Raw genomic sequence first — 20632 nt, forward strand, 5'->3', positions numbered from 1 at the left:
GCAGCTGCTAGTCCGTAGATCCACACCAACTACTTGTAGGTGTCGGACACGAGGGGGCGACATGGCAACACGGCACGGGTCGGCAACGGTGACGTTGCCCGCCGACACCGAGATCTCGATCACGCGCTCGTTCGAAGCGCCGCGCACGCTGGTTTGGGACGCGCTGACCACACCACGCCACCTGCTGCGCTGGTGGGGACCGCACAGCAACCCGCTCGTCGCCTGTGAGATCGACCTGCGCCCCGGCGGGGCGTGGCGGCACGTGACCCGTGGCGCCGACGGCGTGGAGCTGCAGTGGTGGGGTGTCTACCGCGAGGTGGTCGTGCCCGAGCGGATCGTGTCGACAGAAGTGTTCGGCGGCTTCCCCGACGCGGAGTCGGTGAACACCATGACGCTGACCGAGCACGACGGGGTCACGACGTTGCAGACGCTCGTACGCCACCTGAGCTCGGAGTACCGCGACGCTCACGTTCGATCCGGGATGGAAGCCGGGATGCAGATCACCTTCGACCGCCTCGACGACCTGCTCGCCCTCGCCGGGACGCCGTCGGAGCGGTTCCGGCGAGTCGCCGGTCGATTCGGCGATCGCGTGCGCGAGATTCCTCAGGACGCCTGGTCCGCTCCGACCCCGTGCAGCGGCTGGGTCGCCCGCGACGTCGTCGGCCACCTGGTCGAATGGGTGCCGGCGGCGATCGGGCGCCACGGGGTTCCCTTCTCGGTGCCTTCCGTCGACGACGACCCGGCCGGCGCGTGGAACGCTCTCGCCACCACGCTCCAGGAAGCGCTCGACGACCCCGAGACGGCGCAGCGCACCGTCGACACCGGCCCCCCGGGCGAGATGACCGTCGAGCGGGCGATCGACACGTTCGTCACCGGCGACCTGCTGGTGCACACGTGGGACCTGGCGCGGGCGTGCGGTCTCGACGAACGACTCGACGAGACGATGGTCGCTGACATGCTCGCCGGGATGGAGCCGATGGACGAGGCGATGCGCGCGAGCGGCCACTTCGGCCCGCGGGTGACCGTGCCCGACGACGCCGACGCGCAGGCCAAGCTCCTTGCGTTCACCGGCCGCCGTCCGTGAGGAGGGCGCCTTCGGCCCGCTCGCGGATGGCCGCGAGCAGCCCGGGGAAGGCGAAGCGGTGGAACGGCAAGACGGCGTACCAGTACAGGTAGCCCAGCAGGCCGCGTGGGTCGTAGAAGGCAGTCTGCTCCACCACCGATCCGGCGGCGTCGGGGCGCACCTCGAACTGGAGCCACGCGTCCCCGGGCAGCTTCATCTCGGCATGCAGGCGCAGCACGGTCGGGGCTTCGAGGGCCTCGACCCGCCAGAAGTCGAGTGGTTCGCCGACCCGTAGCTCACGCGGGTGGCGGCGGCCTCGACGCATCCCGACGCCGCCGAACAGCCGGTCGATCACGCCGCGCAGCTGCCACAAGGCGTTGCCCGCCGGCCAGCCCGACTCGCCGCCGAGCGCGCAGATCACGGCGAACACCTGCTCGGGCGCCGCGGCGACCCTGCTCACGTGACGCTCGAACAGCATCCCCTCGTGGGTCGACAACCGCCTGCCTTCCGCGCGGTCGCTCCCGCTCGTCAGGCTCGACGCCCACGTCGTCTCCACCTCGTCGGAGTCGATACGGGCGAGCGTTCGCCGCAGCGCCTCCTCGTAGCCGACCGGGTGGACGTCGAACTCGTGCCGGGCACGGTCGTCGCGAACCACCACTTCGGTCTGCAGGCTCTCGATGAGCGGGCGGGCGAGGCGGTACGGGATCGGCGTCACGAGGCCGACGAAGCGGCTGCTCAGCTCGGGCCGCGGCACCGGGAGCGTCCAGATGACCCGATGCAGGCCCCTGACCCGGGCGTACGTCTGCATCATGTCGCGGTAGGTGAGCACGTCGGCGCCGCCGATCTCGTACACCCCCGACGCGCTCGGGTGATCGAGGGCCTCGAGCAGGTACTCGAGGACGTCGCGCACGCCGATCGGTTGGCAGCGGGTGTCGATCCATCGGGGCGTGATCATGATCGGAAGACGCTCGGTCAGCGCGCGGAGCATCTCGAAGCTCACCGAGCCCGAGCCGACGATCACGGCGGCCCGGAACTCGACCGTGGGGACGCCGGCCGCGGCAAGGGCCCGCCCGACCTCTTGGCGCGATACGAGGTGCTTGCTGCGCACCAGGTCGGAGTTGCCGAGACCGCCCAGGTAGACGATGCGCCGCACACCGGCGCGCGCCGCTCGTCGGCCGAACAGCTCGGCCATCTCCAGGTCCCGCTCGCGAAAGCTCCCCTCGGCGGTCATCGAGTGCACGAGGTAGTAGGCGACCTCGACGTCACGCATCACCCGGGCGACGGCTGCCGGGTCGGAGAGGTCGCCGGCGACGACGTCGACCCCGGGCCACCAGTGCTGGCCGGCCAGGCGAGCCGGGTCACGGGCCACACAGCGCACTTCGTGACCGCGGGCGACGAGCCGGGGGACGAGTCGCCCCCCGATGTACCCCGTCGCACCAGTTGCGAGGACCCGCACGAGCGCCTCCGCGGCCTCGGCCGAACAGTCGTCGATCGTACCCGTCTCCGTGCTGTGGCGCCGGGGTGTGGGCACGCCGGGGTGCCAAGGACCTAAGCCCCTTGCACTCTGGTAGGTGGCCCGTGACCGATGGCACTTCCCAATGGGTACATTCGACGAGATCCGAGTCGAGGTCTACCCGGCCCGAGGGAGGCGACCAACATGGCTGCTGGGGCTGTAGGAGCTGCAGGGCTGGACACCGATGTCCTGGAGATGACGCTCGACGCCATCGCGGGATTCGCGCACCGCGAGCTGCCCGACGCTCGGTTGATCGAGCTCGACGAGCGCGACGAGTTCCCGGCCGAGGTCGTGAAGAAGATGTGCAGCGACGAGCTCGGTGTGCAGCTGCTGTTCATCGCCGAGGAGTACGGCGGCATGGGCGGCAACGCCTTCGACGTGTACCGGGTGTGCGAGAAGATGGCCGAGATCGACCTCGGCGTGGCCACCTCGGTGCTCGCCACCTTCCTCGGCAGCGACCCGATCCTCATGGGTGGCACCCCCGAACAGCAGAAGCTGTGGATGAGCCGCATCGCCGAAGAGGGGCTGCTCTTCGCCTACGGGGCCACCGAGCCCGAGGCCGGTAGCGACCTCGGCGCGCTGAAGACGGTCGCGGTACCGGTCGAAGAAGGCGGCCGCGTCGTCGGGTACCGGATCACCGGCAAGAAGCAGTGGATCAGCAACGGCGCTGTCGCCGACTTGTACACGATCCTCGCGAACGCTCCCGGAGGCCCGACGTGGTTCGTCGTCGAGCACGACACCGAGGGCTTCGAGAAGGCCAAGCCCGAGAACAAGCACGGCATCCGCCTGTCCAACACGGCGGCGCTGTTCCTCGACGACGTGTACGTCGACGCCGACCGCCTCGTCGGCCTGGTCGAGGGCCAGGGCCTCTTCCAGGCCCAACTCGTGTTCGGCTACACCCGCCTGATGGTGGCCGCGTTCGGGCTCGGCGGGGGGTGGGCCGCCCTCGACCGCGCGATCCCGTACTCGGTGGAGCGCATCCAGGCCGGCGGGCCGCTCAGCGAGAAGCAGGGCTACACCCACAAGCTGATCGTCCCCCACGTCGTGCGGCTAGAAGCCGCCCGCGCCTACATCGAAGAGACGGCCGAGCGCATCGACGAGGGCACCCACGGCACCCTCAACACCGAGGGCGCGGTCGCCAAGTACCTCGCCACCGTGGCCGGCAACGACGCCGCCGACGCAGCCATCCAGGCCCTCGGCGGCTACGGCTACACCCACGAGTACATGGTCGAGAAGGTGAAGCGTGACGTGCGCATCACCACGATCTACGAGGGCACCTCCGAGATCATGGAGATGACGATCAGCCGCGACCGCTGGCAGCAGCACTTGAAGACCAGGGGTTCGCACTACCACGATCTCGCGGTCGAGCTCGAGGCGCTGGCCGCTCGCCGGCCCGAGGTCGGCGCCGGCGCTGCCGCCCTCGCGCATCACGCGCTGGCCGAGGTGATGGAGGTGATGCGGGTCGGGCGCCTCACGCGCAACCAGCATCTGCTGTTGCGCCTCGGCGAACTGGTCGCGGTCGTCGAGGGCTCTGCCGCGCTGGCCAGGCGCGCGGCGCGCGCGCTCGACGGAGTGCTGCCGGCGAAGGCCGACCGCCGGCTCTCGGCCGACGCGCTGGCCACCGCGGCGCGGGTGAACGCGAGGGACGCCGCCCTGCGCGTGGTCACCGACGGGCTCCGCCTGGTGATCGGTGCAGGGGGGGCGAGCGCGGGTGACGTGCGCACGCTCGAGGCGACAGTCGGCATGCCGGCGGTCCTCGCGGCGCAGGCGGGGATGATCGAAGACATGGACCGGGTTGCCGACGCCCTCTACGGGCGTCAGAGCGCATAGCGCCGTCCGGACGAGCCGGACGAGGAGGGGCCAGATGGAAGCTGTGGCGATTGTGGGAGTCGGGGCGATCCTGCCGGACGCGCCCGACGCGGCCGCGTTCTGGGACAACATCACCTCCGGGCGTTACTCGATCAGCGAGGTCGCACCGAACCGGTGGGATCCCGAGCTCTACTACGACCCCGATCCGAAGGCTCCGGACAAGACGTACTCGAAGATCGGCGGCTGGGTGCGCGACTGGTCGTGGGATCCGATGGGCTGGCGCATGCCGATCCCGCCGCGAGTCGCCGAATCGATGGACGACGCGCAGAAGTGGGCGGTCGCCGTCACCCGTGCGGTGCTCGAGGACTACGGCAAGCCGATCGACGGAGAGCGCACCGCGGTCATCCTCGGCAACGCCATGGGCGGCGAGAAGCACTACGCCACCAACCTGCGCATCTCCTACCCGGAGATCGCCCGCAGTCTCGGCGGCACACCCTCGTTCCAGTCCCTGCCGGCCGATGTGCAGGCCTCGGTGGCCGACGAGCTGCTCGCCCGGATGAGCCTCGACTACCCCGAGATCACCGAAGACACGATGCCCGGCGAGCTCGGCAACGTGATGGCCGGCCGCGTGGCCAACCTGTTCGACTTCCACGGCCCGAACTTCATCGTCGACGCGGCATGTGCATCCGCGATGGCCGCGATCGATGCGTCGATCGAGGGGTTGATCGAGCACGAGTTCGACTCCGTCATCACCGGCGGCGTCGACCGCAACATGGGTGCTTCGAGCTATGTGAAGTTCTGCAAGATCGGCGCGCTGTCGGCCACCGGGACGCGCCCGTTCGACGCCGGAGCCGACGGCTTCGTGATGGGCGAGGGCGCGGCGCTGTTCCTGCTGAAGCGCCTGTCCGACGCGGAACGCGACGGCGACCGCGTTTACGCGGTGCTGCGCGGCATCGCCGGCGCGAGCGACGGCCGCGGCAAGGGCATCACCGCCCCCAACCCCGCCGGCCAGCGCTACGCGATGGAGCGCGCCTGGCGCTCGTCGGGGGTCTCGCCCGCGGAGTGCACCCTGGTCGAGGCGCACGGCACGAGCACCCGCGTCGGCGACGTGGTCGAGGTGGGCAGCTTGTCCGACGCCTTCGCCGACGCCGACCTGTTGCCGGGCACGGTGGCGCTCGGCTCGGTGAAGTCGAACATCGGCCACCTGAAGGCCGCGGCCGGAGCAGCCGGCATCTTGAAGACCGTTCTCGCGCTGCACCACAAGGTGCTGCCCCCCAGCTTGAACTTCCGCGACCCCAACCCCAACGTCGACTGGGCCACGTCGCCGTTCCGCGTCAACACCGAGCTGCGCGAGTGGGAGGTGGGCAAGGGCGGCGCGCGCGTCGCCGGCGTCAGCGCGTTCGGCTTCGGCGGCACCAACTTCCACACGGTCATCGAAGAGCACGTGCCCGGCCGCGTCCGGGCCGACGAGCCGAAGCAGTTCGCCGTCGGCGCCGACCTGCGGGCCGCGGCGCTCCCCGCCGCGGCGAAGGTGCCGCTGCGTGGTGCCCTCGTGATCGGAGCCCCGAGCGAGCGTGAACTGGTCGCCCGCGTCCAGGCCTGCCAGACCGAGGCCGCCGCGGGGAAGGCGCCGCCGGTCGCCCCACCGCGCGATGCCGACCTGCGCCAACCGGAACGGCTGGCCGTCGACTACGCCGACGCCGCCGAGCTGGCCGACAAGTTGACCAGGGCGCTGGCCGCATTCGAGAAGCCCGCCTCGTGGAAGCTGCTGCAGGCCAAGGGCGTGCACCGGGGTTCCGGGCCGGCGCCGAAGGTGGCGTTCCTCTACACCGGTCAGGGCTCGCAGTACGTGAACATGCTGCAGGGCCTACGTCGCCTCGAACCGGTGGTTGCCGAGGCCTTCGTGCAGGCCGACGCGGTGATGACGCCGCTGCTCGGCAAGCCGCTGACCGACTACATCTTCGTCGACGGTGACGACCCCGCGGCGGTGGAGTCCGCCGAGGAAGACCTGCGCAACACCGAGATCACCCAGCCGGCGGTGCTCGCCACCGACCTCGCCATCACCCGCCTGCTCGGCGCGTACGGAGTCGAACCCGACATGGTGATCGGCCACAGCCTCGGCGAGTACGGCGCGCTCGTCGCCGCCGGTGGGCTGAGCTTCGAGGGAGCGCTCGAAGCGGTGAGCGCGCGCGGGCGCGAGATGGCGCATCTCAGCGTCGACGACAACGGCGCGATGGCCGCGGTCTTCGCTCCCCTCGACGAGGTGCAGCGCGTCGTCGACGAGGCCGACGGCTACGTGGTGCTGGCGAACGTCAACTCGAACGCCCAAGCAGTCATCGGTGGCGCCACAGCGGCGGTGCACGCCGCGGTCGAGACGTGCAAGGCCAAGGGCTTCACCACGGCGTTGCTGCCGGTGAGCCATGCATTCCACACCTCGATCGTCGCCCCGGCCAGCGCGCCCCTGCGCGTGGCCCTCGAGCGCCTGCAGCTTCACCCTCCTGCGCTGCCGATCGTCTCCAACGTGACCGGCGAGTTCTACCCGATGGGTGCGGGCGTGACCGAAGAGATGCTCGACCTGCTCGCCCGGCAGGTGGCTTCGCCGGTGCAGTTCGTGGCCGGGTTGCAGACGCTCTACCAGGCCGGCGCCCGCGTCTTCGTCGAGGTCGGTCCGAAGCGGGCGCTCCACGGCTTCGCTCTCGACGTGTTGGGCCACGATGAATCCGTGGTGACGCTGTCGACCAACCACCCCAAGCTGGCCGACGAGGTTGCCTTCAACCAGGCCCTGTGCGGGTTGTACGCAGCCGGCCTCGGCGCGGGCGTCGCCGACGCCGCCGCCCCACCCATGCCCGCCGCGCCGGTGGCAGAGGCACTTCCCGTCCCAACCGCTCCGGCACCTACAGCGGTGAGCACCGCGCAAGGAAGCGATCGCATGTACACCGAGCTCGGCCGCCTGTTCGCGGACTTCCTCGACAAGAGCCGCCACCTCTTCGACGGCAACGGTCAAGCTGCGTCAAGCGAACCCGTCGTCGTGACCGGGGCCGCGCTCGGCCTGCCGGGCACCGAGCACGTGTTCGACGACGAGAACGTGGCCCGCATCCTGCGCGGCGAGCAGTTCATCGACGTCATCCCGACGCGCATCAGAGCCGAGATGCTCGACAAGCACATCACCCGGCTCGTGAAGGGCGACGGTGGTGGGCGGTTCGAGACGATCGAAGCGGCGTCGGAGGTGATCAAGCTCGCCGGACGCGGCGGAGTGTTCGACCTCGGCGAGGAGTTCGGGGTAGAGGCCGAGCGCCTGCCCGCGCTCGGCAAGACCACGCGCCTCGCCATCGGCGCGGGCATCGACGCGCTGCGCGACGCCGGCATCCCGCTGGTGATGCGCTACAAGACGAGCAGCATCGGCACACAGCTCCCCGACGGGTTGGGGGCTGCCCGACGCCCTGCGCGACGACACCGGTGTGATCTTCGCGAGCGCGTTCCCTGGCCTCGAGGAGATGACCGACGAGGTGACCCGCCATGCCGAGGACACGGCACGCCGCGCCGAGCTGGCCGAGCTGAGCGCGATCCGCGGTCGGGTGGCCGACGCCGACGCGTCGAGCCCGGCGCTGGCCGAGATCGATCGTCGGCTCCACGACGTCCAACGGGCTCTCGACCAGCACCCCTACACGTTCGACCGGCGATTCCTGTTCCGGGTGCTGTCGATGGGCCATTCGCAGTTCGCCGAGATGATCGGCGCCCGGGGTCCGAACACCCAGATCAACGCGGCTTGTGCCAGCACCACGCAGGCCATCGCGCTGGCCGAGGACTGGATCAGGGCCGGCCGGTGCCGCCGTGTCGTGGTGGTCGCCGGCGACGACGCGACCAGCGATCACATGCTCGGTTGGATCGGCGCCGGCTTCCTCGCGAGCGGTGCCGCGGCCACCGACGAGGACGTCGCGCAGGCCGCGCTGCCCTTCGACCGCCGCCGGCACGGCATGCTGCTCGGCATGGGCGCGGCTGCGCTCGTCGTCGAGAGCGCGCCGGCCGCTCGCGAGCGTGGCCTGCAACCCATCTGCGAGGTGATCGGCGCGGTCACCGCCAACAGCGCGTTCCACGGCACGCGCCTGAACGTCGACCACATCGGCGACGTGATGGAGACCGTCGTCGGTCAGGCAGAGCGCCGTGGCATCGATCGCCACCGCATCGCTGGCGAGATGGTGTTCGTGTCGCACGAGACCTACACCCCGGCCCGCGGTGGCAGCGCGGCGGCCGAGATCTACGCGTTGCGCCGCGTCTTCGGGCCCGACGCCGACAAGGTCGTCATCGCGAACACCAAGGGCTTCACCGGCCACCCGATGGGGGTCGGCATCGAAGACGTGGTCGCGGTCAAGGCGCTGGAGACGGGCATCGTGCCCCCGGTGCCCAACTTCCGCGAGGTCGAACCCCGAGCTCGGCAACCTCAACCTCTCCACCGGCGGGGCCTATCCGGTGCGCTACGCACTGAGGCTTGCAGCCGGCTTCGGCTCGCAGATCGCCATGGTGATGCTGGCGTGGACTCCCGTGCCCGACGGTCGTCATCGTGCGCCCGACGAGGTCGGGTTCGGGTATCGCGTGGTCGATCCGCAGGCTTGGCAGCGCTGGCTGACCGAGATCAGCGGCCACGAGCACGCCGCGCTAGAGGTCGTGCAGCGACGCCTGCGGGTGGTCGACGCCGGACCCGGTGCCCGCCCGGCCGTGCCGGCGCCGGCCGTGGCGGTCGCCGCCGCGCCGGTGGCCGCGGCCCCGGCGGCACCGGTGCCGGCGAGCCCGTCCGCCCCGCCGATGCCGCCACCGGCTCCGGTCGCGCCTGCTGCTGCTGCTGCTGCGCCTGCTGGTGGGGCGCCGGTGTCGGTCGACGAGGTGGCGGAGAGGGTGTTGGCGCTGGTCGCCGAGCAGACGGGTTATCCGCCCGAGATGCTCGATCTGGATCTCGACCTAGAGGCCGACCTCGGGGTCGACACGGTGAAGCAGGCCGAGCTGTTCGCGACCGTGCGGGAGGCGTACGGGATCGAGCGCGACGACTCGCTGCGCTTGCGGGACTACCCGACGCTCAACCACGTGATCGGGTTCGTACGCGACCGCGCTGGCATCGCCGCGCCGGCCGCGGCACCGGGCGCTGCTGCACCGTCTGCTGCGCCTGCTGCTGGGGCGCCGGCGTCGGGCGATGAGGTGGCGGAGAAGGTGTTGGCGCTGGTCGCCGAGCAGACGGGTTATCCGCCCGAGATGCTCGATCTGGATCTCGACCTGGAGGCCGATCTCGGGGTGGACACGGTGAAGCAGGCGGAGCTGTTCGCGACCGTGCGGGAGACGTACGGGATCGAGCGCGACGACTCGCTGCGCTTGCGGGACTACCCGACGCTCAACCACGTGATCGGGTTCGTGCGCGACCGTTCACCGCAGGCCGCACTTGCGCCGGCCGCCGGCGCCGCCCGCTGCGGCACCGTCTGCGGCACCTGCTGCTGGGGCGCCGGTGTCGGGTGACGGGGTGGCGGAGAAGGTGTTGGCGCTGGTCGCCGAGCAGACGGGTTATCCGCCCGAGATGCTCGATCTGGATCTCGACCTGGAGGCCGACCTCGGGGTCGACACGGTGAAGCAGGCGGAGCTGTTCGCGACCGTGCGGGAGACGTACGGGATCGAGCGCGACGACTCGCTGCGCTTGCGGGACTACCCGACGCTCAACCACGTGATCGGGTTCGTGCGCGACCGTTCGCCGCAGGCCGCACCCGCCCGGGCGGCGGCCGCGTCCGAGGCGGCAACGGGTGAGGCCGCGACAGCCGGCGCCGAAGCTGCCGCCGGGTCCGCCTACCCGCGGCGCGTGCCGGTGGCGGTCGTGCGGCCGTCGACGGAGATGTGCCTGCCCACCGGCGTCGAGCTGGGGGCCGGGCGGAGCGTCGTCGTCATGGCCGACACCGGCGGCGTGGCCCCCGCCGTAGTCGCCGCGCTCGAATCGCTCGGCGTCGAGACGCTCGTCGTCGAAGGCGAGCCTGCGGTGGACGAGCTCGCCGCGACGCTCGGACAATGGCGCGAGGGTAAAGCTGTGGCCGGCGTGCTGTGGTTGCCGGCCCTCGACGCGACCGGAGCGATCGAAGAGCTGGACGAAGCCAGTTGGAAGCAGGCCGTCCACCGGCGCGTGAAGCTGGCCGCCGCCACCGCGCGGGCGCTCTACGACGACCTCGGCGCGGGAGCGTTCTTCGTCAGCGGCACTCGCCTCGGCGGCAGGTTCGGCTACGACGACAGCGGGGCGCGCGACGTGATCGGCGGCGCGGTCAGCGGGTTCACCAAAGCGCTTGCCCGAGAGCGCGCCGACGCGACCGTGAAGGTGGTCGACTTCACGCTCGACGCCAACCCGGCGGACGTAGCCGCGATCCTGCTCGACGAGGTGGCCCGCGACCCCGGCGTGGTCGAGGTCGGCCGAACCGGCGACCTGCGCTGGAGCGTCGGGCTGGCGACGGAGCCAGCCGAGGCCGACCCGGCGAGCGCCCTCGGCGCGGACGCGGTGTTCGTCGTGACAGGCGCCGCAGGCAGCATCGTCTCGGCGATCACCGCCGATCTCGCGCGTTCTTCGGGAGGCACGTTCCACCTGCTCGACCTGACGCCGGAGCCCGACCGCGACGACTCCGACCTGGCCCGCTTCGCCGCCGATCGAGACGCCCTGAAGCTCGACCTCGCGGCCCGGATCACCGAGCGCGGCGAGCGGGCCACCCCGGCGCTCGTCGAGCGTGAGCTGGCCCGCATCGAGCGCTCGCGCGCCGCCCTCGACGCGATCGAGGCGGTCGAAGCCGCGGGCGGGACCGCGCACTGGTACCAGGTCGACCTCACCGACGGAGCAGCCGTCGCCGACGCCGTGGCGCGCGTCGTCGAGCGCAGCGGTCGGGTCGACGTGCTCGCGCACTGCGCCGGGCTGGAGATCAGCCGTTTCCTCCCCGACAAGACGCAACGTGAGTACGACCTGGTGTTCGACGTGAAGGTCGACGGCTGGTTCCACCTGCTGCGCGCCCTCGGCGACGTCGAGCTCGGCGCCGCAGTGGTGTTCAGCTCGATCGCCGGTCGCTTCGGCAACGGCGGGCCAGACGGACTACAGCGCGGCCAACGACCTGCTCTGCAAGAGCATCTCCGGGTTCAAGAGCACCCGCCCGCAGACGCGGGGCATCGCCATCGACTGGACCGCTTGGGCCGGCATCGGCATGGCGGCCAGGGGCTCGATCCCGAAGATGATGGCGCTCGCTGGCATCGACATGTTGCCCCCCGAGGTCGGCATTCCCGCCGTGCGGGGCGAGATCGAGGCATCCGGCGGCGGCGGCGAGGTGGTGATCGCCGGCCGGCTGGGGCTGATGCTCGACGAGCGCCACCCGAGCGGAGGGCTCGACCCCGCCGCGGTGAGCTCCGCCGGCGGGCCGGTGACGGGCCGCGCGGTGCGCGCGACGCTCACCGAAGGCCTCGTCGCCGAGGTCGACCTCGACGTGAGCCAACCGTTCCTCGACGACCACCGCATCGAAGGCACTCCGGTGCTGCCCGGCGTGATGGGGGTCGAGGCGTTCTGCGAGGTGGCATCGGTGCTCGCCGGCGGCAGGCACGTGATCGCCGTCGAAGACGTCGACTTCCTGGCCCCGTTCAAGCTCTACCGCGACGAGCCGCGGGTGGCCGAGGTGCGGGCCAGGCTGCGCGCCGGAGAGGGCGACACCCTCGTTGCCGACTGCTCGCTCGTCGGGCGGCGCGTCCTCGCCAACCAGGACGCGCAGGAGACCGTGCACTTCACCGGTCGGGTGGTGCTCTCGCCCGAGCCGGCACCGCCGGACAGCGCGCCGGCGCCCTCGCCGAGCCATGACGAGGTCGCCGCGGACGACATCTACCGCATCTACTTCCACGGACCCACGTACCAGGTGCTCGAAGCGGCTTGGCGCGACGGCGACACCGTCGTCGGCCGCCTCGCCGCCGACCTGCCGGCGAACCACCTTCCGAGCGAGCTGCCCCTCGTCGCCGCCCCGCGCCTCGTGGAGCTCTGCTTCCAGACGGCCGGCGTGCACGAGCTCGGCACCTCGGGGCGGATGGGCCTGCCGACGCGCGTCGAGCGGATCGAGCTGCACGGCGAGCCCGGTGATGGGACCCCGCCGGTCTATGCGATGGTCGAACCCGACGACGGAGCGAGCGACGCGGTGGTCGTCGATGCGTCGGGGCGGGTGCTCGTTCGCCTCGTCGGTTACCGCACCGCCGCCTTGCCTGCCGGACCCGACGGGGAGCGCCTGGCGCCACTAGCCGCGGCGATGGCCTGAGCACCGCGATGGCGACGATCACGCGCCTGGCCATCTTGAACCGGGGCACGCCCGCGATGCGCCTGCTCCAGGCCGCGCGTGAGTACGCCACCGAGCGCGACCGTGACGTGCGCACCATCGCGGTGCACACCGACGCCGAGCGCGACGCGCTGGTGGCCCGTGAGGCCGACGAGGCGGTGTCGCTCGGCGCGTATGCGGTTCCGACCGCGACGGGGATGCGCAGCGCTCTGCTCGACCTCGACCTCGTCGAGGCCGCGCTCGTCGCCTCTCGCGCCGACGCGGCGTGGGTGGGTTGGGGGCCCTTGGCGCAGGATCCCCGCTTGGCCGAGTGCTGCGAGCGCCTCGGCATCACATACGTCGGCCCCGACGCGGCAACCCTCGCGCGCCTCGGCGACCCGGCCGTGCTGGCCGACCTCGCTGCCCAGGCAGGCGTGGCGCTCGCCGACCCGGCGGTGGTCGAGCGGGGGTACGCGCGCCACCTCGACGTCCTGGTCGTGGCCGACGGTCGGGGCTCGGCTTGGGCCGTCGGCGTGCACGACGGAACCCTGCAGCGCAGGACCGAGAAGGTGCTGGTCGAGACCGCGACCCCGGCGCTGACGGGAATGGACGTGGCCGGTGTGCGGGCCGTCGCCACCTTGATCGCCACCCGGGTCGGCTTTTCCGGTGCGGGCACGGTGACGTTCGTCGTCGAGGACGGCGTCGCGGGGCCCGAGCTGCTGCGAATCAGCGCCGGGCTGCCGCTCGGCCACGGAGCGACCGAGATCACCACCGGGCTCGACCTCGCCAAGCTGCAGTTGCACGTGGCCGAGGGAGGACGCCTGGAAGGCGCGCCGCCCCCCGTCGACGGCCACGCGGTTGCCGTCCGCCTGAACGCCGAGGACGCGGAGCACGCGTTCTCCGCGGCGCCGGGCACGGTGGCCCTGCTACAGCTGCCCACCGGCCCCGGCCTGCGGATCGACATCGGCGTCGTCGAAGGCGACGCGGTGCTCGCCGACATCGACCCCACCGTGGCCGAGGTGGTGGCCTGGGGCAGGGACAGGGAGGAGGCGCGGGTCCGCCTGCACCGGGCGTTGTCGCAGTTCCCGGTCGTGCTCGACGGGGGAGTGACCAACAAGGGCTTCCTGCTCGATCTGCTCGACCGGCCCGAGGTGCTCTCGGGCCGTTACGACACCGGCTGGCTCGACCGGCTCGCGGCCGCCGGCGAGACCGCCGGCATCCGCCACGGCGCGCTCGCGGTGCTGATCGCGGCTGTCGACGCCTACGACGCCGAACAGGCCCTCGACCGGGAGCACTTCTTCGCCTCGGCGCGCCGGGGTCGCCCGGCGGCAAAGGTGGAGATCGGCCACGTCGTCGAGCTGCGCCACCGCGGCCACGAGTACCGCCTCGCGGTCTCGCGCAACGGACGGCGCCACTACCGCGTCGCCGTCGACGGATCGGTGACCGAGCTCCTCGTCACCCGGCTCGGGCGGTTCCAGAGCCGCGTCGTGCACGACGGCAGGGCCTACCGGGTGGTCTCCGCGGTACAGGGCGGCGACCTGCTCGTCGAGGTCGACGGTGTGCCCCATCGGTCGAGCCGGGTGGACGGCGGGGTGGTGAGGGCACCAACGCCTGGCGTGGTGGTGGCCGTGCCCGCAGCCGTCGGCGCCGAGGTGCGGGCCGGGGACACGCTCGTCGTGCTGGAGAGCATGAAGATGGAGACTCCCGTCGAGGCTCCGTTCGCCGGTCGCGTCCGAGCGGTGCTGGCGGGAGCGAACGTGCAGGTCGAATCGGGGGCGCCCCTCGTGCAGCTGGAGGCGGCCGTCTCGGGCTCACGCGGACCGGTCGGTGAGCGGCTGTCGTTCGACGCCGCCTCCGGCAAGGGTCAAGCGACGCTGGAGGAGAGGGCGCGAGCCGACCTCGACACCTTGTACCACGCCGTGCTCGGCTACGACGTCACCGCGGCCGAGGCCAAGCGCGCGACCACCGAACTGGTCGAGGTGCGACGTGGGCTGAACCCGGGATCGCCCGAACTTCTGCGCGGTGAGCTGGCCGTGCTGAGCGCGTTCGCCGACCTGCGCGCCCTCTTCCGCAGTCACGGTGAGCTGGCCGAGGCCGACCTGCAGGTGCGCAGCCCCCAAGAGCACCTGCACGCGTTCTTGCGCTCGCTCGACACCGACGGGCTCCCTCCGGGCTTCGTCGCCCAGCTCCGTCGGGCTCTCGCCCATTACGGCATCGAAGGTCCGGACGCCCTCGCTCACACTCCCGCGCTGGAGCAGGCGCTGTACTGGATCTTCCAGTCGCGCCAGCGCGAGAGCACCCAGGTGCCGGCGGTGGTCGAGCTGCTGAACCGCTGGCTCGATCCCCCCGGCGAGCTCGATCGAGCTGCGGCCGATCAGCTCCGCGTCACGCTCGACCGGCTCGTGTGGGCCACCCAGCGCCGCCGGCCGGTGGTCGCCGACCTCGCCCGCGAGGTGCGCTTCGGGCTGTTCGACCGGCCCGTGCTCGACGAGGCTCGCCTTGCCGTGTACAGCGAGATGGACGCGCGCCTCGCGGCCCTCGTGGCCGGTGACGACGACGCCGCGGCCCACGTCGAGGCGATCGTCGCCTGCCCGCAGCCGATGGAGCCGCGCCTGCTGCTGCTCGCGTCCGAGGATGGCTCTGCCCGGGCGCGCCGGGTGGCGCTCGAGCTGCTGCTGCGCCGCCACTATCGCGCCACCGTCACCCTGTTGCCCGCGAGTGCTGTCACCGTCGACGGCGATGTGCTGGTCGCCTCCTGCGCAGGTTGCTTCGTGGTCACGGGCTGCGGGCCGCTGGACGAGCTGGCCTCGCTCGCGCGTGCAGTCGACGCGGTGCTCGATCCGCTCGACGAGAGCGCCCGCGTGCGCGTCGACCTGTACACGTGGAAAGAGGGCGTGCCTCCTGACCCCGACGCCTTCGCGGAGGAAGCCCGTGTTGCCGTCGGCCACCTCGCGGAGCGGGCGTCGATCGACCACGTGGTCGTCGCCTTGCTCACCCCGGAGTCGCTGAAGCGCGCCAGCACCGTGCGACACGTCACGTTCCGGCCTGGCGCCGAGGGCCTCACCGAGGACCGTTCCCTACGCGGATTGCATCCGTTGCTCGCCGAACGGCTGCAGTTGTGGCGCCTGGCCAACTTCGAGCTCGAGCGCCTGCCGTCGACCGACGACGTCTATCTGTTCCGCGGGGTGGCGCGGGAGAACCCGAAGGACGAGCGGCTGTTCGCCGTGGCCGAGGTGCGCCACCTGACTCCGGTGCGCGATGCGGGCGGAAGGCTGATCGCGCTGCCCGAGATCGAGCGGTCATTGGTCGGTGCGCTGGAAGGCATGCGCAGCTTCCAGGCGCCGCGATCGCCTGCCGCGCGCCCGGTGTGGAATCGCGTGGTCCTCTACCTGTGGCCGTTGCTCGAACTTCCCGTCCACGAGCTGGAAGGGGTGGCGCGGTCGCTGGCACCGCTCACGATCGGGCTCGGGATCGAAGAGGTGCTCGTCCAGTGCCGCCGGCTCGAGGAAGGCGCCACCGAGCCGGTCGAGCGCGTGCTGCGGCTGTCGAACCCGTCGGGGACCGGCTTCGTGTTGCACGACACGGCTCCTCCTGCCGAGCCTCTGGCCCCGCTCGACGAGTACACGCGCAAGGTCGTGCAGAGCCGCCGCCGCGGCACCGTCTACCCGTACGAGATCGTGAAGATGCTGGTCGCCCCCCGCGCGGGCGGCAGGTCGGACGTGCTCGGAGGCACCTTCGTGGAGCACGACCTCGACGAGCACGGCCGGCTCGTGCCCGTCGACCGGCCGCCGGGGCGCAACTCGGCGAGCATCGTCACCGGCCTCGTGACGATGCACACGACGCGCTACCCGGAGGGGATGACACGCGTGGTCCTGCTCGGCGACCCGACGCGCGCCCTCGGTGCGCTGGCCGAGCCGGAGTGCAGGCGCATCAACGCCGCCCTCGACCTCGCCGAGCAGCTCTCCCTGCCGGTCGAGTGGTTCGCGCTGTCCGCCGGGGCCCGCATCGCGATGGACAGCGGCACCGAGAACATGGACTGGATCGCCGCCGTCCTGCGCAAGATCATCGAGGTCACCCAACGCGGGGTCGAGATCAACGTCGTCGTCACCGGGATCAACGTCGGCGCCCAGCCCTACTGGAACGCCGAGGCGACGATGCTCATGCACACCAAGGGCATCTTGGTGATGACGCCCGACAGCGCGATGGTGCTCACCGGCAAGCAGGCGCTCGACTACTCCGGGGGCGTATCCGCCGAGGACAACCACGGCATCGGCGGTTACGAACGGATCATGGGGCCGAACGGTCAGGCCCAGTACTGGGCGCCCGACCTCCCGGGCGCGCTCGGCGTGCTGCTCGCCCACTACGACCACGCCTACGTCGCACCGGGGGAGCGCTTCCCTCGCCGGGCGGCGACCAGCGACCCGTTCGACCGGGACGTGCGCACGTTCCCGCACCGGGTTCCCGGCATCGACTTCACGACCGTCGGCGACATCTTCAGCGATCTCACCAACCCCGACCGCAAGCAGCCGTTCGACATCCGTACCGTCATGCACGCCGTCCTCGACCAGGACCACGCCGTGCTCGAACGCTGGGCCGATCTGCGTGACGGCGACACCGTGGCGGTGTGGGATGCGCACCTCGGCGGCATCCCGGTGTGCGCGATCGGCATCGAGGCGCACGCCCTGCCCCGGCGCGGCACCCTGCCCGCAGACGGACCGGAGACGTGGACGTCGGGCACGTTGTTCCCGTTGTCGTCGAAGAAGACGGCCCGCGCGGTCAACGCGGCGAGCGGCTGCCGGCCCCTCGTCGTGCTGGCGAACCTGTCGGGATTCGACGGCTCACCGGAGTCGATGCGGCGCGTGCAGCTCGAGTTCGGCGCCGAGATCGGCCGCGCCGTCGTCAACTTCCGCGGCCCGATCGTGTTTTGCGTCGTCAGCCGCTTCCATGGCGGTGCCTTCGTCGTGTTCAGCCAGCGGTTGAACGAGAGCCTCGAGACGCTGGCCGTGGAGGGCGCGCATGCTTCCGTCATCGGCGGCGCGCCGGCCGCCGCCGTCGTGTTCGCGGGCGAGGTCGACGCCCGCACCGCGGCCGACGCCCGGGTCGTCGCCCTGCAGGCGGCGGTGGCGGCGGGCGAGGGTCCCGAACGTGCCCGGTTGCGCACGGAGCTGGCCGAGCTGGAGACGGCGGTGCGCTCGGAGAAGCTGGGCGAGGTCGCCGACGAGTTCGACGCGGTGCACAGCGTCGAACGGGCCCAGCAGATGGGCTCGGTCAGTCGCATCATCCCGGCCGTCTCGCTGCGCCCACTGCTCGTCGACGCGGTGGAGCGGGGGATCGCCCGAGAACTGGAGCGAACGGGCCACGCGCGGTGACGCCGCCCTGCTGGCACCTGCGCACGCTCGACGACGTGCCTGCCGGCGACGCCTGGCTGGCTCCCGCCGAGCTGGCCGCGCTCGGCGACCGTCAGGTACCGAAGCGGCGGGCGGAGTGGCGCCTCGGGCGCTTCGCGGCGAAGGAGGCGCTCGCCGCGCGTCTCGGCGTCGGCTTCGACCGCATCACGGTGCTCGCCGCACCAGACGGTGCCCCGGAGCCGTACGTCGACTCCCGACCCGTCGAGTCGACGCTGTCGATCAGCCACCGCGGCGGCTGGGGCCTCGCCGTGGTGGGCGACGGAGGTGTCGGCGTCGGCGGCGATCTGGAGCTGGTCGAGGCGCGCTCGGACGCCTTCTTGCGCGAGTGGTTCTCCGACGGCGAGCAGCGCCAGGTCTTCGGTTCGTCGGACCGTGACCGGTTGGGGGCTCTCCTGTGGTCCGCCAAGGAGGCGACGGCCAAGGTGCTGCGTGAGGGACTGCGCCTCGACGTGAGGAATGCGGTGGTGGCACTGGCGGACGAGGGGGCTGAGGGGGGCTGGAGGCGGTTCCGGGTGGACTGGGCCACCGAAGCCCGGTCAGTGCAGGGCTGGTGGCGCGTCGACGACTCGCTCGTCGTGGCCATCGCGGCGGCGCAGCCGACCGGCCCTCCGGTTCGCCTCTCGATCTGACGGCGCGGACGTCTGGTCGACGAGCTCTGGCAGGAGAACAGGTGTTCGGTTACGCTGGCACTCGTGCCCGCCCAGGCCACGATCCTGCACGCCGACCTCGACGCCTTCTACGCTTCGGTGGAGCAGCTCCTCGACCCGTCGCTGCGCGGCCGGCCGATAGCCGTCGGCGGCGGGGTGGTGCTCGCCGCGTCCTACGAGGCGAAGCGCTTCGGCGTGCAGGGCGGGATGTCGGGCTGGATGGCCAAGCGGCTGTGTCCCGGGCTCACCTTCGTCGGCGGGCACTTCCGCGAGTACCAGCGGCTGGCCGACCAGGTGATGGAGGTGCTCGGCGACTTCACGCCCTGGGTGCAGCGGATCTCCATCGACGAGGCGTTCTTGGACGTCACCGGGTCGGTGCACCTCTTCGGCCCCCCGCACACGATCGGCACCCGCATCCGCGAACGCGTGCGTGACGAGATCGGGCTGCCGATCTCGGTCGGGGCGGCCACCACCAAGCACCTGGCCAAGATCGCGTCCCAGGTCGCGAAGCCCGACGGTCTGGTGGTCGTGCCACCCAGCCGCGAGCGCGAGTTCCTCGACCCCCTGCCGGTGGGCCTGGTCTGGGGGATCGGCCCGGTCACCCGCCAGCGGCTGGCCGAGCGCGGCATCCACACCATCGGTGAGCTGGCGGCCTGCCCAGACCAGTCGCTGCGCGCGCTGCTCGGTCGGGCCCTCGGCACGAAGCTGGCCGCGTTCGCCGTCAACCACGACGAACGGCGCGTGCGCCGCAACGGGCGCGCTTCCTCCGTCGGGGCGCAGTCCGCTTTCGGAAGGCGTGAACCCGATGCAGAACTGATCCGCACGGTGCTCGGGCACCTCGCCGACAGGGTGGCCGGCCGGCTCCGGGCCAGTGGGCGCGCGGGGCGCACGGTCACCGTCAGGGTGCGCTTTCCGCCGCTCAACGCGGTCACGAGGTCGTCCACCAGGCGATACCCCGTCTCCACCACCTTGACCCTCACCGAGATCGCCGAGCATCTGGTGCACCAGGCGCTCGCCGACCATCGCGACCGCAGCGAGATCTCGCTCCTGGCAGTGTCGGTGTCGAACCTGGTCGAAGAGGCGGCGATCCAGCTGGAGCTGCCGCTTCTCCCCGACGACGCCGAGCGGCCGGGCTCGCGGGAAGCGGCGAACAGGTGGGCCGCGGAGCGGTCGATGGACGCCGTGCGCGAACGCTTCGGGCGGGAATCGGTCGGCTACGCGTCGGTCGCCCTGTCGCCGCGCCGCTCGGTGCCCGACGACTTCCGCGCGCTGGCCGAGCACGACCTATGACACCGTTCGGGCCTCGCGTTCGCAGTCTTCGCGCACGTGACAGCCGGCGAGGTGGTCGTTGACCAGGCCGAGCGACTGCATCGCGGCATACGCGGTGGTCGGCCCGACGAACCGGAAGCCGTACCCCTTCAGTGCCTTGGCCAGAGCTGTCGATTCCGGCGTCCGAGATGCCACCGTGCCGAGCGTCTCCGGAGCCGCTCGGTCGCGTCGCTCCGGTGCGAATGCCCAGATCAGGTCGGCCAGTGAGCCGCGATCTCGTTGCACCTGCAACGTCGCCCGAGCATTCGCGATGCTGGCCTCGATCTTGGCCCTGTTGCGCACGATCGAGGAATCTTCCAGCAGCCGATCGACGTCGTCGGCGCCGAAGCTCGCCACGGTGCGGGGGTCGAACCCGCGAAAGGCACGGCGGAAGTTCTCGCGTTTGCGCAGGATCGTCAGCCAGGAGAGCCCCAACTGGAACGCTTCGAGACAGAGCTTTTCGAAGATCTTCGTGTCGTCCACGACGGGGCGTCCCCACTCGTAGTCGTGGTACGCCTCGTAGTCAGGGGAGCCGAGGCACCATCCACATCGCGACTGGCCGTCCGCTCCTGGTACGGCAGCGATGGATCTCCAGTCCG

The 20632-nt window shown here is 71.6% G+C and carries 7 protein-coding genes and 2 pseudogenes; 7 read left to right on the forward strand and 2 right to left on the reverse strand.

The annotated features are described in order from the left end of the window. The first annotated feature begins 61 nt into the window (after positions 1-61). Both IPM43_14155 and IPM43_14160 read left to right on the forward strand, forming a co-directional pair. Positions 62-499, forward strand: a pseudogene (locus IPM43_14155) (SRPBCC family protein). After that, positions 494-1084 (forward strand): TIGR03086 family protein, encoded by a 591-nt coding sequence (locus IPM43_14160; GenBank protein ID QQS26473.1) that lies wholly within the window; start codon positions 494-496, stop codon positions 1082-1084. Before IPM43_14155 ends, IPM43_14160 begins: the two are co-directional and overlap by 6 nt. Here IPM43_14160 and IPM43_14165 read toward each other — a convergent pair. Continuing rightward, the gene (locus tag IPM43_14165; protein ID QQS26474.1) at positions 1065-2519 is read right to left on the reverse strand and encodes an SDR family oxidoreductase; all 1455 of its coding nucleotides are present in this window, start codon (positions 2517-2519) and stop codon (positions 1065-1067) included. The genes IPM43_14160 and IPM43_14165 overlap by 20 nt on opposite strands. Positions 2520-2720: 201 nt before the next feature. Here IPM43_14165 and IPM43_14170 point away from each other — a divergent pair, with 201 nt between their 5' ends. The 5 genes and pseudogenes from IPM43_14170 to dinB all read left to right on the forward strand — a co-directional run bounded on the left by IPM43_14170 (position 2721) and on the right by dinB (position 20015). Then, entirely contained in the window at positions 2721-4406 is a 1686-nt protein-coding gene (locus IPM43_14170; protein ID QQS24526.1) for an acyl-CoA dehydrogenase family protein, read from the forward strand. A 34-nt stretch (positions 4407-4440) separates the two neighbouring features. Beyond that, a pseudogene (locus IPM43_14175) lies at positions 4441-12673 on the forward strand (SDR family NAD(P)-dependent oxidoreductase). Positions 12674-12681: 8 nt separating this feature from the next. After that, complete coding sequence (locus IPM43_14180) at positions 12682-18039, forward strand: fused acetyl/propionyl-CoA carboxylase subunit alpha/methylmalonyl-CoA decarboxylase subunit alpha (GenBank protein ID QQS24527.1); 5358 nt, start codon at positions 12682-12684, stop codon at positions 18037-18039. Then, positions 18036-18707 carry a 4'-phosphopantetheinyl transferase superfamily protein gene (locus IPM43_14185; GenBank protein ID QQS24528.1) on the forward strand — a complete coding sequence of 224 codons (672 nt, stop codon included), beginning with the start codon at positions 18036-18038 and terminating at the stop codon, positions 18705-18707. The genes IPM43_14180 and IPM43_14185 overlap by 4 nt, the downstream gene beginning before the upstream one ends. Before the next feature lie 63 nt (positions 18708-18770). After that, a complete protein-coding gene (gene dinB / locus IPM43_14190; GenBank protein QQS24529.1) occupies positions 18771-20015 on the forward strand; it encodes a DNA polymerase IV in 1245 nt (414 codons plus the stop codon). Here dinB and IPM43_14195 read toward each other — a convergent pair. Then, positions 20010-20618, reverse strand: coding sequence for a DNA-3-methyladenine glycosylase I (locus IPM43_14195; GenBank protein ID QQS26475.1), 609 nt, complete (start codon positions 20616-20618; stop codon positions 20010-20012). The genes dinB and IPM43_14195 overlap by 6 nt on opposite strands. Positions 20619-20632 lie beyond the last annotated feature (14 nt).

Source organism: Actinomycetota bacterium, assembly GCA_016700055.1.
Classification (GTDB): domain Bacteria; phylum Actinomycetota; class Acidimicrobiia; order Acidimicrobiales; family Ilumatobacteraceae; genus Kalu-18.